Source organism: [Clostridium] aerotolerans DSM 5434 (assembly GCF_000687555.1).
GTDB classification, from domain to species: Bacteria; Bacillota; Clostridia; order Lachnospirales; family Lachnospiraceae; genus Lacrimispora; species Lacrimispora aerotolerans.
The window spans coordinates 1-14008 of the sequence record NZ_JHWJ01000014.1 but is presented as its reverse complement, the minus strand read 5'-3'; the positions used below and the strand labels follow the sequence as shown (position 1 = coordinate 14008).

17 protein-coding genes and 2 tRNA genes are annotated in these 14008 nt (G+C 44.9%); 17 read left to right on the top strand and 2 right to left on the bottom strand.

Annotated features, from left to right (window positions below; all coding sequences use genetic code 11):
* The first annotated feature begins 75 nt into the window (after positions 1 to 75).
* From prfB to T546_RS0117135, 5 genes are all read left to right on the top strand, one after another.
* Positions 76 to 1210 (top strand): peptide chain release factor 2 gene (prfB, locus tag T546_RS0117155; protein ID WP_156951359.1). Its coding sequence is split into 2 segments (ribosomal slippage): positions 76 to 150 and positions 152 to 1210, totalling 1134 coding nucleotides; the frame shifts between segments, so codons are not numbered across the junction.
* Positions 1211 to 1347: 137 nt separating this feature from the next.
* Positions 1348 to 1791, top strand: coding sequence for an ACT domain-containing protein (locus T546_RS0117150; protein ID WP_024837287.1), 444 nt, complete (start codon positions 1348 to 1350; stop codon positions 1789 to 1791).
* A 6-nt stretch (positions 1792 to 1797) separates the two neighbouring features.
* A complete protein-coding gene (locus T546_RS0117145; RefSeq protein ID WP_026892679.1) occupies positions 1798 to 3012 on the top strand; it encodes a homoserine dehydrogenase in 1215 nt (404 codons plus the stop codon).
* A gap of 19 nt (positions 3013 to 3031) precedes the next feature.
* Positions 3032 to 4240 (top strand): aspartate kinase, encoded by a 1209-nt coding sequence (locus T546_RS0117140; protein WP_026892678.1) that lies wholly within the window; start codon positions 3032 to 3034, stop codon positions 4238 to 4240.
* Between the two features lie 12 nt (positions 4241 to 4252).
* Positions 4253 to 4597, top strand: a complete 345-nt coding sequence (locus T546_RS0117135; RefSeq protein WP_026892677.1) for a DUF2752 domain-containing protein — start codon at positions 4253 to 4255, stop codon at positions 4595 to 4597.
* A gap of 5 nt (positions 4598 to 4602) precedes the next feature.
* Here the strand turns inward: T546_RS0117135 and T546_RS0117130 are convergent, their stop codons facing one another.
* The gene (locus T546_RS0117130; RefSeq protein ID WP_026892676.1) at positions 4603 to 4995 is read right to left on the bottom strand and encodes a sodium:solute symporter; all 393 of its coding nucleotides are present in this window, start codon (positions 4993 to 4995) and stop codon (positions 4603 to 4605) included.
* A gap of 169 nt (positions 4996 to 5164) precedes the next feature.
* On the opposite strand from T546_RS0117130, the gene T546_RS0117125 reads away from it, so the two are divergent.
* From T546_RS0117125 to ispD, 9 genes are all read left to right on the top strand, one after another.
* Positions 5165 to 7306 carry a Tex family protein gene (locus T546_RS0117125; protein ID WP_026892675.1) on the top strand — a complete coding sequence of 714 codons (2142 nt, stop codon included), beginning with the start codon at positions 5165 to 5167 and terminating at the stop codon, positions 7304 to 7306.
* A gap of 39 nt (positions 7307 to 7345) precedes the next feature.
* Positions 7346 to 7852 (top strand): hypothetical protein, encoded by a 507-nt coding sequence (locus T546_RS0117120; RefSeq protein ID WP_156951358.1) that lies wholly within the window; start codon positions 7346 to 7348, stop codon positions 7850 to 7852.
* A 3-nt stretch (positions 7853 to 7855) separates the two neighbouring features.
* Positions 7856 to 8281 carry a tRNA (adenosine(37)-N6)-threonylcarbamoyltransferase complex ATPase subunit type 1 TsaE gene (tsaE, locus tag T546_RS0117115; RefSeq protein WP_024837280.1) on the top strand — a complete coding sequence of 142 codons (426 nt, stop codon included), beginning with the start codon at positions 7856 to 7858 and terminating at the stop codon, positions 8279 to 8281.
* Positions 8282 to 9001 (top strand): tRNA (adenosine(37)-N6)-threonylcarbamoyltransferase complex dimerization subunit type 1 TsaB, encoded by a 720-nt coding sequence (gene tsaB, locus T546_RS0117110; protein WP_026892673.1) that lies wholly within the window; start codon positions 8282 to 8284, stop codon positions 8999 to 9001. It abuts the gene before it with no gap.
* Positions 8985 to 9425 (top strand): ribosomal protein S18-alanine N-acetyltransferase, encoded by a 441-nt coding sequence (rimI, locus tag T546_RS0117105; RefSeq protein ID WP_026892672.1) that lies wholly within the window; start codon positions 8985 to 8987, stop codon positions 9423 to 9425. Before tsaB ends, rimI begins: the two co-directional genes overlap by 17 nt.
* Positions 9426 to 9624: 199 nt before the next feature.
* The gene (locus T546_RS0117100) at positions 9625 to 9867 is read left to right on the top strand and encodes a hypothetical protein (RefSeq protein ID WP_024837277.1); all 243 of its coding nucleotides are present in this window, start codon (positions 9625 to 9627) and stop codon (positions 9865 to 9867) included.
* Between the two features lie 88 nt (positions 9868 to 9955).
* Positions 9956 to 10867 carry a ribonuclease Z gene (locus T546_RS0117095; protein ID WP_026892671.1) on the top strand — a complete coding sequence of 304 codons (912 nt, stop codon included), beginning with the start codon at positions 9956 to 9958 and terminating at the stop codon, positions 10865 to 10867.
* 10 nt (positions 10868 to 10877) lie between these two features.
* Positions 10878 to 11915 carry a tRNA (adenosine(37)-N6)-threonylcarbamoyltransferase complex transferase subunit TsaD gene (gene tsaD, locus T546_RS0117090; protein WP_026892670.1) on the top strand — a complete coding sequence of 346 codons (1038 nt, stop codon included), beginning with the start codon at positions 10878 to 10880 and terminating at the stop codon, positions 11913 to 11915.
* A 5-nt stretch (positions 11916 to 11920) separates the two neighbouring features.
* Entirely contained in the window at positions 11921 to 12628 is a 708-nt protein-coding gene (gene ispD, locus T546_RS0117085; protein ID WP_026892669.1) for a 2-C-methyl-D-erythritol 4-phosphate cytidylyltransferase, read from the top strand.
* A 27-nt stretch (positions 12629 to 12655) separates the two neighbouring features.
* On the opposite strand, the gene T546_RS0117080 is transcribed toward ispD, so the two are convergent.
* Positions 12656 to 12982: a helix-turn-helix domain-containing protein gene (locus tag T546_RS0117080; RefSeq protein WP_024837273.1), complete on the bottom strand. Its 327-nt coding sequence runs from the start codon at positions 12980 to 12982 to the stop codon at positions 12656 to 12658.
* Between the two features lie 232 nt (positions 12983 to 13214).
* On the opposite strand from T546_RS0117080, the gene T546_RS23850 reads away from it, so the two are divergent.
* From T546_RS23850 to T546_RS0117065, 3 genes are all read left to right on the top strand, one after another.
* Positions 13215 to 13481, top strand: a complete 267-nt coding sequence (locus tag T546_RS23850; protein WP_034599783.1) for a hypothetical protein — start codon at positions 13215 to 13217, stop codon at positions 13479 to 13481.
* A 199-nt stretch (positions 13482 to 13680) separates the two neighbouring features.
* Positions 13681 to 13766, top strand: a tRNA-Ser gene (locus T546_RS0117070).
* 44 nt (positions 13767 to 13810) lie between these two features.
* A tRNA-Ser gene (locus tag T546_RS0117065) sits at positions 13811 to 13899 on the top strand.
* Positions 13900 to 14008 lie beyond the last annotated feature (109 nt).

The following is a 14008-nucleotide window of genomic DNA, read 5'->3' as shown; positions in this document are numbered from 1 at the left end:
TGGAGTCCGCACCTGTGAAAGGGCGGGCCCCAATTTTATATTTATAAATATCAAAATCAGAAAGTGGGTGACACAGTGGTAGAGTTAGATCAGTACAAATATGAATTATCAACGTTTCAAAAACCATTAGTGGAAGTGAGGGATTCACTTTGACTTAGATAATAAGTTAAAGAGAATCGATGAGCTGGACAAATCCATGGAAGAACCGGGCTTCTGGGAAGATCCGGAAAAATCTACAAAGATCGTTCAGCTTGCCAAGAATTTAAAAGATACAGTAGGCGGTTATAAAGAATTAGAACAGCAGTACGAAGACATTGGCGTCATGATAGAGATGGGAAATGAAGAAAATGATCCTTCCTTAGTTCCCGAGGTGGAAGAGATGCTTCGTGAGTTTAAGGAAAAGCTGGAGGCCATGCGGATAAGCACCCTGTTATCCGGGGAATACGACAACCATAATGCCATCCTTAAGTTAAACGCAGGGGCTGGTGGAACCGAATCCTGTGACTGGTGCAGCATGCTTTACCGTATGTTCTGCCGCTGGTCAGAGAAAAAAGGCTTTCAGATTGAAGTCCTTGACTATCTTGACGGAGATGAAGCAGGCATTAAGTCTGTTACCATTCAGGTCAACGGCATCAATGCCTACGGCTATTTAAAATCAGAAAAGGGAGTTCACCGTCTGGTAAGAATCTCACCCTTTAATGCAGCCGGCAAACGCCAGACGTCCTTTGTTTCCTGTGATGTCATGCCTGACATTGAAGAGGACCTTGATGTGGAGGTCAACGATGAGGATTTACGAATTGATACCTACCGATCCAGTGGAGCCGGTGGACAGCATATCAATAAGACCTCTTCAGCCATCCGTATCACTCACATTCCTACAGGAATCGTGGTTCAGTGCCAGAATGAACGTTCCCAGTTCCAGAATAAAGACAAGGCAATGCAGATGTTAAAGGCCAAGCTTTATCTGTTAAAGCAGCAGGAGAATGCAGAGAAGCTTTCCGGCATTCGAGGCGATGTGACAGAAATCGGCTGGGGAAATCAGATTCGTTCCTATGTTCTGCAGCCTTATACCATGGTCAAAGATCATAGAACCAATGCAGAAACCGGCAATGTAAACAGCGTATTAGACGGTTCTTTAGACCAGTTCATGTACGCGTACCTCCGCTGGATAAGCACTGGATCAAAGATGAGCGAGGACCAATCAGAATAGAATTTTCAACGTATTTTTACAAAAAACGAAGAAAATAAATAGAAAAAGAGTTGCATACCATTCACAAATATGATAATATCTTCCCTATGAGCACAGATGTTTTTCTGTTGCGGACACAGAAGGGAAGATATTTTTTTATGGAAGAAAAGAGTAAATATTTTGTGGTAAAGCAGAAAGCTGTACCTGAAGTATTGCTGAAAGTAGTAGAGGCAAAAAAACTGTTGGAATCGGAGCGTGTCATCACCGTTCAGGAGGCGACTGACCGGGTCGGAATCAGCCGCAGCTCTTTTTATAAGTATAAGGATGATATCTTTCCGTTTTACGATAACACAAAAGGGAAAACCATTACACTTGTGATGCAGATGGATGATGAACCAGGTTTGCTGTCGGATCTTCTCCACGTAGTAGCGGTATACCGTGCCAATATCCTGACCATTCACCAGAGTATCCCGGTCAATGGAGTCGCTACCTTGACTCTCAGTGTGGAAGTACTTGAAACCACTGGAAATGTATCGGGGATGGTGGAAGATATGGAAGTAAAGAATGGGGTTCATTACGTAAAAATATTAGCCAGGGAGTAGAATGATATGAAAAATGTTGCAGTTATGGGCTATGGTACCATCGGTTCTGGTGTTGTTGAGATATTAGATAGAAATAAAGAGGTCATAGCCAAAAAGGTAGGCGAACCTGTTTCCGTTAAATACATTCTGGATTTAAGAGAATTTCCAGGTACGCCGGTGGAAGACAAAATTGTTCATGATTTTTCCGTGATAGTGAATGACCCGGAAGTTTCCATGGTAATTGAAACAATGGGCGGCTTAAAGCCAGCCTATGCCTTTGTAAAAGCAAGCCTGGAAGCAGGAAAGCATGTGGCGACCTCCAATAAAGCACTGGTAGCCGCATACGGAACAGAACTGATTCGCATCGCAAAAGAACACAAGGTGAACTTTCTCTTTGAAGCCAGCGTAGGCGGCGGTATTCCTGTTATTCGCCCTCTCTATACCTCTCTTGCAGGAGAAGAGATTGAGGAAATCACCGGAATCTTAAACGGAACCACCAACTACATACTGACTAAGATGGACAAAAACGGAGACACCTTTGAGAATGCCTTAAGGGAAGCCCAGGATTTAGGCTATGCCGAGCGCAATCCCGAAGCAGATGTGGAAGGACATGATACCTGCAGAAAAATTGCCATTTTAACTGCCATGGCAGCGGGTCACGAAGTGAATTACGAGCATATTTATACAGAAGGGATAACAAATATCACAGATGTGGATTTTGCTTACGCAGAAAGCTTAAGGACCTCCATTAAGCTGTTAGGCTCCAGCCGTCTGGAACAAGGGGCTGCTCATGCATTTGTGGCACCGGTCATGATCGGAATGGACCACCCTCTGTATTCCGTCAGTGACGTTTATAACGGTATTTTAGTAAAAGGAAACATGCTTGGAACCTCCATGTTCTATGGCAGCGGAGCTGGAAAGCTTCCCACAGCCAGCGCAGTGATTGCAGACATTATAGAAGCTCTTAACAATGAAGACCAGCATGTGGAACTTGGCTGGGATGAAGAAAGCCTTAAGATCTACCCGATGGAGACCATGTCTTTCCGCTACTTTGTACGAATTAAGGGAATCGCGTCTAAGCGATTAAAGGAAGTGGAAGAAGTGTTTGGTACCGTGGAGGCCATAGAGCTTGACCACATGGATGAATTTGCTGTCGTAACAGAGTCCATGACAGAAAAAGAGTACGACAACAGAGCGAAAAAGCTGTCAGGAATCAGACAGCGCATCCGCGCAGAATTCTAATTTTCGCCAGGAGGCAACAATGTTAGTAGTCAAGAAGTTTGGCGGCAGCTCCGTCGCAGACAAGGAAAGAATTTTCAATGTAGCAAAGCGTTGTATTGAGGAGTATGAAAAAGGCAATCAGGTAGTGGTCGTATTATCCGCTATGGGTAAGACAACAGACGGACTCATTGCCAAGGCTCTTGAGATAAATCCAAATCCTCCAAAGAGAGAGCTGGATATGCTTTTAGCAACCGGAGAGCAGGTAAGCGTGGCCCTTATGGCCATGGCCTTTCATGAGCTTGGCGTGCCTGCTGTTTCACTAAATGCAGCTCAGGTGGCCATGCATACCACCTCCGCTTACGGCACAGCCAAATTAAAGAAGATCGATACCGAAAGAATCCTCCATGAACTGGATTCCAGAAAGATCGTAGTCATCACCGGTTTTCAGGGTGTCAATAAATACGATGACTTAACAACCCTCGGAAGAGGCGGCTCCGACACCACAGCCGTTGCTTTGGCAGCAGCCCTTCATGCAGATGCCTGTGAAATATACACGGACGTGGATGGTGTATACACAGCAGATCCAAGAATCGTGGAAAACGCCAGAAAGCTTCCCGAAGTTTCCTATGACGAGATGCTGGAATTTGCTTCCCTGGGAGCAAAGGTTCTTCATAACCGTTCCGTGGAAATGGCAAAGAGGTATGGAGTACAGTTAGTTGTCCGATCAAGTCTCACAAGGGAAGAAGGTACGGTTGTCAAGGAGGAAGCAAAAATGGAAAGAATGCTGGTTAGCGGAGTTGCCGCAGATAAGAACGTTGCCCGTATATCGGTCATTGGAGTAAAAAATATGCCGGGAATAGCATTTCGGATTTTTAATCTCCTGGCAAAGCATAACATAAACGTCGACATAATCATTCAGTCCATCGGACGGGAAGAGAGAAAAGACATTTCCTTTACCGTAGCAAAGACAGACTTAAAAGAGACCATGGATCTCTTGAGAGAGAACATGACTACCATTACGGCTCAGGATGTGACCAGTGAGGAAGGCGTAGCGAAGATATCCATCATCGGTGCCGGAATGTCAAGCAATCCTGGAGTAGCAGCCAAGATGTTTGAGGCACTTTCCAATGCCAATGTAAATATTAAGATGATCGCAACTTCTGAGATTCGGATAACCGTTCTGATTGATGAAGCAGATGTGGAGCGTTCCATGAGAACGGTTCATGATGCCTTTGATCTGGCAGATTAAACAGGTGATACAATGAATTGGTTAAAACAAATATTAAAATTTGGACCTCCCTGCATGTTCCAATCCCTCACCGGACTTTACTGTCCGGGGTGCGGCGGAACAAGGGCGGTCCTGTCCTTATTAAGCGGGGACCTGCGGATGAGCTTTCAATATCACCCGCTGGTCCTTTATACCGTTTTTGTGATTCTTTTGGAGGTCATTCTTCGAAAAATCTCCAAAAAAAACAGCCGCCCCATGGATCATAAGAAACGAGTTCGATTCTTTATTCTCACAGGGGCCGCCATCGTGGTGGTAAACTGGATTTTTAAAAATTATATGCTGGTCTTTCGGGGCGTGGATTTACTTCCTATCTTTTAATAAGATTATTGCCCGGCGCCACGACTAGGAATTAGGACCTGGGTAGTGGTTTCAATGGTTTCTCTGAAATAACGGCCAAGAGCAGTGTTGGTATCCATGGTATCATAAACAAAGATAATGAATAAAGACATCAGCAGACCGCAGACAAGAGAAATAACAGAAAGAATCAGACCAAGCTGAGCCTGTTGGGTAAATGGTTTTCCATGTCTGGAAAGTACTGCGCATGCGATACCGCCCAGTCCGAAAAACAGTCCGGCCGGAAGATTCCAGATGCTGAATAAAGGAAGGCAGCCGCTTACCAGTCCAAGACCTCCCAGGAACACAGACCAATAGCTCATAAAGGATCCGGAAGGAGGAAGCTGGGGCACTTTCCCGTAATTTTTGTTGTTATCATCCATTTGTGTTTGTACCTCATTTGCGTGTTTTCGTAAGCAAGGATTGCGTTCTCTCGCACTGTTTGATTGTATCACGAAACGGTTGGCATGTCCAGTCGGGTCTTGCAAACCAAAGTCTGATGAACTATAATAATAAAAATTGAAAGAACTAATAAGAAACAAGGGGAACAGCATGGATATAATCAAAGCGTTACATGAAGAACTGGCTATTTCCAGGAGTCAGGCAGAAGCAGCGGTAAAGCTCATAGACGAGGGAAATACCATTCCCTTCATTGCCAGATACCGAAAGGAAGCAACCGGTTCCTTAAACGATGAGGTGCTGAGAAATTTAGACGAACGCCTCCGTTATTTAAGAAACTTAGAAGAACGTAAGGAACAGGTCATCTCCTCCATCCGGGATCAGGAAAAACTGACGAAAGAGCTGGAACAGAAGATTACAGAGGCAAAAACTCTGGTAGCTGTGGAAGATCTATACCGTCCATATAAACCAAAAAGAAGAACCAGGGCGACCATTGCAAAGGAAAAGGGCTTAGAGCCTCTGGCCGATATCCTCATGCTCCAGATGACAAAGACCCCTTTGGAACAAGAGGCGCAAGCTTACATATCAGAGGAAAAGGGAGTGCAATCCTTAGAAGAAGCCGTAAACGGAGCAAAAGACATTCTGGCAGAGCGGATTTCTGACAATGCAGAATACCGTACCTATATCAGAAATGCCACCTTAAGCCAGGGCAGCCTTCAGTCAGTGGCAAAGGATGAAGAGGCACCTTCTGTTTATGAGATGTATTATAACTATGAAGAACCAATTAAAAAATCAGCCGGCCACAGAATCCTTGCCATTAACCGGGGAGAAAAAGAAAAGCTTCTTACTGTAAAAGCAGCCGCACCGGTAGACCAGATTCTCAGATACTTAGAAAAACAGGTCATTATAAGGGACAACCCCCATACCACACCGGTGTTAAAAGAAGTGGTGAGTGACAGCTACGACCGTCTCATAGCTCCTGCCATTGAGCGAGAGGTCAGGAGTGAACTGACGGAAAAAGCAGAAGATGGAGCCATCAAGGTATTCGGAAAAAATTTAGAGCAGCTTCTCATGCAGCCTCCCATTGTAGGCCGGGTAGTCCTTGGCTGGGACCCTGCATTCCGGACTGGCTGTAAGCTTGCAGTGGTTGATGAGACCGGTAAAGTCTTAGATACTGTAGTCATCTATCCCACGGCTCCTCAAAATAAAGTAGAGGAAGCCAAAGCAGTTGTTAAAAAGCTGATTAAGAAATATAACATCTCCCTGATTTCCGTAGGGAATGGAACTGCTTCCCGGGAATCAGAAGCTATCATCGTAGAGCTTTTAAAAGAGATACCGGAACAGATCCAGTATATCATTGTGAATGAAGCAGGTGCTTCCGTGTATTCAGCCAGCAAGCTTGCCACAGAGGAATTTCCAAACTTTGATGTGGGACAAAGAAGTGCAGCTTCCATTGCCAGAAGACTTCAGGACCCTCTTGCCGAGCTGGTAAAAATCGATCCAAAGTCCATTGGAGTGGGCCAGTATCAGCATGATATGAACCAGAAGAATTTAAGTGAAGCCCTTCAGGGCGTGGTAGAAGACTGTGTAAATAAGGTGGGTGTTGATTTAAATACAGCCTCAGCCTCTCTATTAGAATACATCTCAGGTATCTCAAAACCCATTGCAAAGAACATTGTGGCATACCGGGAGGAGAACGGAGCATTCTTAAGCAGAAGCCAGCTTCTTAAGGTGGCAAAGCTTGGACCAAAGGCATACGAGCAGTGTGCAGGCTTTATGAGAATTCAGGGAGGCAAAAATCCTCTCGATGGAACCAGTGTCCATCCGGAATCCTATGAAGCAGCCAAGAAGCTCCTGTCAAAGCTTGGTTATGATCAAAAGCAGCTCACAAACGGCGGGCTGAGTGGACTCGGCAAAAAGATACTGGATTATAAGGCCATGGCAGAGGAACTTCAGATTGGTGAAATTACCTTAAGAGATATTGTAAAGGAGCTGGAGAAACCAGCCAGGGATCCAAGAGATGAGATGCCAAAGCCCATTTTACGGACTGATGTCATGGACATGAAGGATTTAAAGCCTGGAATGGTCTTAAAAGGAACCGTGAGAAATGTCATTGATTTCGGAGCATTTGTAGACATCGGAGTCCATCAGGACGGCCTTGTCCATATTTCCCAGATGTCAGACAAGTTCATAAAGCACCCCTTAGAGGCAGTCAGCGTAGGAGATATCGTTGAAGTTAAGGTAATCAGCGTGGAAGCAGAGAAGAAGCGTATCGCTCTGACCATGAAAATATAAGAGAGAGACATGTGGGAATCACACGGGGAGGAGGAAGCCTTGGATCAGGATCATTCCATCAGGATCAACATTACAATGAACGTGAGGGAACTTTGGCAGTATTATATGCGGCTAATGTTTCGTGGAGTGTATAAGATTTATTATCCAATTTCGATTTTTGCAGGTATTTATGTCATTGCAGATACCTGGAACGAAATATCTCCCCTCTACCGGGGACTGTTGATAGCCGGGTATGTGGTTATCGTGTTATACAAGCCCCTTTATACTTACTGGAGAGCATGCAGAGAGGTCCGGTGGTCAAACAATCATGAGCCTCTGATCATATCCCTGGGAGAGGAAGGTATTGAGGCAATCCGTGGAGAGAATGTATCATTTGTTCCCTGGTCAAAAGTTGAGGAAGCAGAGCAGGTTGGAACGATTCTGGTTCTGCAGACCATCGACGACTTTAACTATCTGATCCCAGATTCCTCAGCCGGATTTCATAAACCGCGATTAGAAGCAATGTTAATTAATAAAATGCCTCCAAAGAGGCGAAAGAGGATATAGATTATGGTAATAGAAAGCTGGAAGCCGGAAGATACATTTTTACTTGGAAAGAAGCTTGGGGAGCAGGCAGCTGCCTCCTCCGTATACTGCTTAAATGGAGACCTTGGGGTGGGAAAGACCGTTTTCACTCAGGGCTTTGCCTCCGGTCTTGGAATCAAAGAAGCGGTAAACAGCCCCACCTTTACAATTGTTCAGCAATACGATGACGGACGCCTTCCATTTTATCACTTTGATGTGTACCGGATTGGTGACGTAAGTGAGATGGATGAGATCGGTTATGAAGACTGCTTTTACGGAGACGGGGTGAGCCTTATTGAATGGTCTGAGCTGATCGAGGAGATTCTCCCTGAAACAATCATATCCATTACCATTGAAAAGGATTTGGAAAAAGGATTTGATTATCGAAAAATAACCGTGGAGGGAATGTAAATGAACATACTTGGAATCGAAAGCTCGTCCCTGGTAGCTTCTGTGGCCATTGTCACCGACCAGGTGGTAACTGCGGAATATACTGTTAACTTTAAAAAGACCCATTCCCAGACCCTTCTGCCCATGCTTGATGAAGTGGTAAAGATGACAGGCTTTGATTTAGAAACCATTGATGCCATCGCAGTATCTGCAGGACCTGGCTCCTTTACCGGACTTCGGATCGGCTCCGCAACGGGAAAAGGCTTAGGACTTGCGCTTGATAAGCCCATGGTCTCAGTTCCGACCATAGATGCCATGGCCTACAATCTATATGGCTGTGCCTCCATCGTCTGTCCCATCATGGATGCCAGAAGGGATCAGGTGTATACCGGAATCTATGAGAATAAAGACGGTTTCTCCATTCGAAAAGAATCCTGTGCCATGGACATCCGCGATCTGATCCAGGAATTAAATGAAATGGGAGAAGCCGTCATTTTCCTGGGAGACGGAGTTCCTGTATACAAAAAACAGATTGAAGAAGCCATGACAGTTCCATTCTCCTTTGCCCCGGCTCACGTAAGCAGACAGAGAGGCGCCTCCGTAGCTGCCCTTGGAAGCCTATATTTTGAAGAAGGCAACATCGTTACCGCAGCGGAGCATGCCCCGGATTACTTAAGAAAGCCCCAGGCAGAGCGGGAACGTGAGGAGCAGGAGGCAAAAGGAAATGTTCTTAATTCGTAAAATGACCGAGGAAGATGTCCAGTCTGTTTCTGAAATAGAAAGCGTCTGTTTTTCTGATCCATGGTCTCCTGATACCATAAAAGAAGGGCAGAAAAACCGGTTCGATACCTGGCTGGTCCTTTTAGAAGGAGATACGGTAATCGGATTTTTAATCCTCCGGATTATCGCCTTTGAAGGGGAACTTCTACGAATTGCCCTGCGCCCTGAATACAGGGGGAGGGGCCTTGCTAAGAAACTTATGGACCAGTTGGTGGAATATTCCATTCATAATTCCGTAAAGTCTTTGTTTCTGGAAGTAAGAAATAGCAACGAAACAGCAAGAAACCTATATAGATTCTATGGTTTTATTGAGACCGGAATTCGTAAAAATTATTACAAGAATCCACAGGAAGATGCAGTGGTCATGTGCCGCGATTTGACATGAAACATTTACCACTAAAAATAAGGGAAAACACCGTTTATAATGTAGGGGTATCCAGTTGGGATGCCCTTTTTTCCACCTTCCGATTAAGCGGTGACAAATGAGGGCAGACATGGAAAGAGTGAAAAAGGAACGCCTTGCAGGCATACCATTATGCTCAAAAATGAAAAGCATTGGCGGTAAAAGGAAAGGTGAGAGTAAGATGAGAAAGTACAAAAACGGCGGTCAGCTTGAAACGGTTGTTTGCAACTGTTGTGGCAAAAAGATTATTGTGTCAGAAGGCGTTGCCAGAGAAGGAGTTATCAGCATCAATCATTCCTGGGACTTCTTTTCAGAGAAAGATGGGGAGATCCATCATTTTGATTTATGTGAAAATTGCTACGATGCGATTACCATGGAATTTAAAGTACCAGTAGAAATAGAAGATCAGCTGGAATATTTATAGTTGCTAATTGCCTTCGCTTTGTGATATGATTTTGTGAGGCGGTTTTTTGACCGCCATTCATTGATAGAAGCAAAAGCGAGGAAATTTTATGTTGGATATATGTTTACTGGGGACCGGAGGCATGATGCCTCTGCCATATCGTTGGCTGACAGCCATGATGGCAAGGTGTGATGGCAGTAATCTTTTGATTGACTGCGGAGAAGGAACCCAGATTGCACTGAAGGAAAAAGGCTGGAGCCCCAAGCCCATAGATATCATCTGTTTTACCCATTACCACGCCGATCATATCAGCGGACTTCCGGGACTTCTTTTAACCATGGGAAATGCCGAACGGACCGAACCCCTTACCCTCATTGGCCCCAAAGGCCTGGAGCGTGTCGTGGGAGCACTGCGCACCATAGCGCCGGAACTTCCGTTTGAACTGAAATTCATAGAACTGTCAGAAAGCCGGGAGCAGATAACCATCGCTCCTTATGTAATAGATGCTTACCGGGTGAATCACAATGTGATCTGCTACGGATATTCCATCTCCATTCCCAGGACAGGCCGCTTTGATGTGGACCGTGCCAGGGAATCCGGAATTCCTCAGAAATTCTGGAGCCGTCTTCAAAAGGGGGAAACAATTGATGACGGAGAACGGGTTCTCACCCCTGATATGGTCTTAGGACCGGACAGGCGTGGACTTAAAGTGACCTACTGTACGGATACAAGGCCGGTTCCTGTCATTGCGGAATACGCAAAGGAGGCGGATCTTTTTATCTGCGAAGGTATGTACGGAGAGGAAGGAAAAGAAACAAAGGCCAGAGAATATAAGCACATGACATTTTATGAAGCAGCAAAACTGGCAAAAGAAGCCCAGCCAAAAGAGATGTGGCTGACTCATTACAGCCCCTCCCTAACAAGACCAGAGGAATTTATGGACAAAGTCCGGGAAATCTTTCCAAGAGCCAAAGCGGCAAAAGATGCCTGGACCGCAGAGCTGGAATTTGACGAGGAATGAGGGAATGGAAATGAAGAAAAATCATACAGAGGAAGATGTATATATACTGGCGATTGAAAGCTCCTGTGACGAGACGGCAGCAGCCGTAGTAAAGAATGGCAGAGAGGTTCTTTCCAATGTAATTTCCTCCCAGATCGCCCTGCATACATTATACGGCGGAGTTGTGCCGGAAATTGCCTCCAGAAAGCATATAGAAAAAATCAATCAGGTCATAGAAGCAGCCCTTCTTGAAGCAGGGAAAACTCTTAAGGATATGGATGCCATTGGGGTCACCTATGGCCCAGGTCTTGTAGGAGCCCTCTTAGTTGGCGTTGCCGAAGCAAAAGCCCTTGCCTACGGAGCGAAAAAGCCTCTGGTAGGAGTTCATCATATTGAAGGGCATATTTCAGCCAATTTTATAGAACATCCTGATTTGGAACCTCCGTTTCTATGTCTCATTGTATCCGGAGGTCATACCCATCTTGTGATTGTAAAAGATTATGGTGAATTTGAGATACTGGGACGTACCAGAGACGATGCGGCAGGCGAAGCCTTTGATAAGGTAGCAAGAGCCGTAGGACTTGGCTATCCCGGAGGCCCGAAGATTGACAAGGCCGCAAAAGAAGGAAATCCACAAGCCATAAAATTCCCAAGAGCAAAGGTTGAGGGAAATATTTATGATTTCAGCTTCAGCGGATTAAAGTCAGCCGTATTAAACCATATCAATCACGCCAATATGATGGGAGAGACCATTCACGTTCCCGACCTGGCAGCTTCCTTTCAAAATGCCGTAGTAGATGTGCTGGTAAGCCATACCATGGAAGCAGCCAAAGAATACGGTTTTACTAAGATTGCCATAGCAGGTGGAGTAGCATCGAACACTGCACTGCGGGAAGGAATGAAAAAAGCCTGTAACAAAGCCGGCTATTCCTTTTATTATCCGTCCCCTGTCTACTGTACGGACAATGCAGCCATGATCGGTACCGCAGCCTACTATGAATACATCAATGGAGCAAGGGCCGGCTGGGATCTAAATGCAGTGCCCAATCTAAAGCTGGGTGAGAGGTAAAGCTCATGGGAAAAACAGCCGCTGTCATACTGGCAGCAGGAAAAGGGACCCGTATGGGCGGTCAGGTTCATAAGCAGTATTTAGAACTACAGGGAAAGCCCATGCTTTACTATGCCATAAGCGCCTTTGAATCCAGTTCCATTGATGATATCATCCTGGTAACCGGTCCGGGCGAGACAGAATACTGTCAAAAGGAAATCGTAGAAAGATACGGCTTTACTAAAGTAAGAAGAATCACAGAAGGCGGAAAAGAAAGGTACCACTCTGTCTATGAAGGCTTAAGATCAGTACCTGACTGCGAATACGTTCTGGTCCATGACGGTGCAAGACCGTGTATCACACTGGAAGTGATAGAGCGTGCACTGGAAGGCGCCAGAGCCTACCACGCCTGCGCCGTAGGAATGCCGGTAAAGGATACCATAAAGGTGGCCGACGACAATGGGTATGCGAAAAGAACGCCAGACCGAAGCAGCCTATGGCTGATCCAGACGCCTCAGGCTTTTAAGTATGAGCTGGTATTAAAGGCATATGAAAAATTACTTACATCGGAATCTTATCAAACAGGAATTACGGATGATGCCATGGTAGTTGAGACCATGACCCAGGAAAAGGTGAAATTAATACGTGGCGATTATGCCAATATAAAGGTAACAACACCGGAGGACATGGAAGTAGCCGGAGTGCTGTTAAGCAGAATCTATGGGAGAAAATAAAAGGAATGCTGTAGGTGCAGCGTCCTTTTATTTTTTTCCCCCTGATTTTAAAAGATCTTTCACGATCAGGTGAAGATGGTCAAGCTGCTCTCTGTTTAAATGCTGGGCATCGTCCATCAGTTCCTTTAATTTCAAGGGACTGCTGACATTTCGAGAAAAAAAATCGGCGGGTTCAATATCAAGATACTCGCAAATATAGAAAAAGCCCATCATGGATGGAAGAGCGATCCCGTTTTCTATTTTATGAATATATGTGGGGTTTTGTCCCAGGGAAAGACTCATATCGCGTGCAGACACACCCTTTTGACCTCTCAGCTCTGAGAGGCGTTTGGAAAAATTGAAATCGATATACATGGGTAACTCCTCCTGTTTCCATAGTATTGCATTGAATGAAATATGTGTAGTAATTAATGCAATCCATCACTTGACATGTTGCATTCGTTACAATATTATTAGCTATATAAAGTATTTAATGTAAAACCATGTAGAAATATGTAATATAATGTTAGATAATTTAAAGTTTACATGGCCATACGATATTATCATCTGCTGCATCAGATGAAAAGAAGGGGAGAGGGTACGGTAGATGAGGACTGGGAACAACAGGGAAAAGAACGACCGAGATGACAGAGCTGGGCTTTTGGAAAGGATTGCTGCAGAATCCGGCTGCATGTATTTATCGGACCTGCGTGGGTTTATCTATAGAGAGCGCTTCCGCGTAGCTGTGTCCCAAATACCAGCTTCCGATTATCCAGTAGAAGAGTGGCAAGATGCAGCTTACTATATGGTAGGAAGTGAAGAAAGATTCAAGACAGCAGAGGAAGCAAAACAACGTATTTTGGCGAGTTTATAAGGGTTTTAAAATAATTTGAAAAATATGTAAATAAATGTTGACAGAATACGGAAACAATGATAAACTATCCAAGTTGCTTCTGATGGAGACAACAAAACAGAAACAAAAGAGAAACATTGAGTCTCCAAGAGATTTGGAAAAAATAGAAAAAAGTGCTTGACAAAAGTACAAACTTCTATTAAAATGTAAAAGCGCATTTGGAGAGGTATCGAAGTGGTCATAACGAGGCGGTCTTGAAAACCGTTTGTCCGCAAGGGCGCGTGGGTTCGAATCCCACCCTCTCCGTTGGCAGGTTTTAGCCGTTATAAGATATAAGAAATCAGCTAATTGCAGAAGTACCCAAGCGGCTGAAGGGGCTCCCCTGGAAAGGGAGTAGGCCGTTAGTAGCGGCGCGAGGGTTCAAATCCCTCCTTCTGCGTCAGCAACGGATCAGGACAAACCTCCTGAGAAGATGCGAAGCACTTTGAAAACAGAAGATTGAACAGTATGTAAAACCCTGAAAATTCTAATAATAAGCTGCGTTTGAG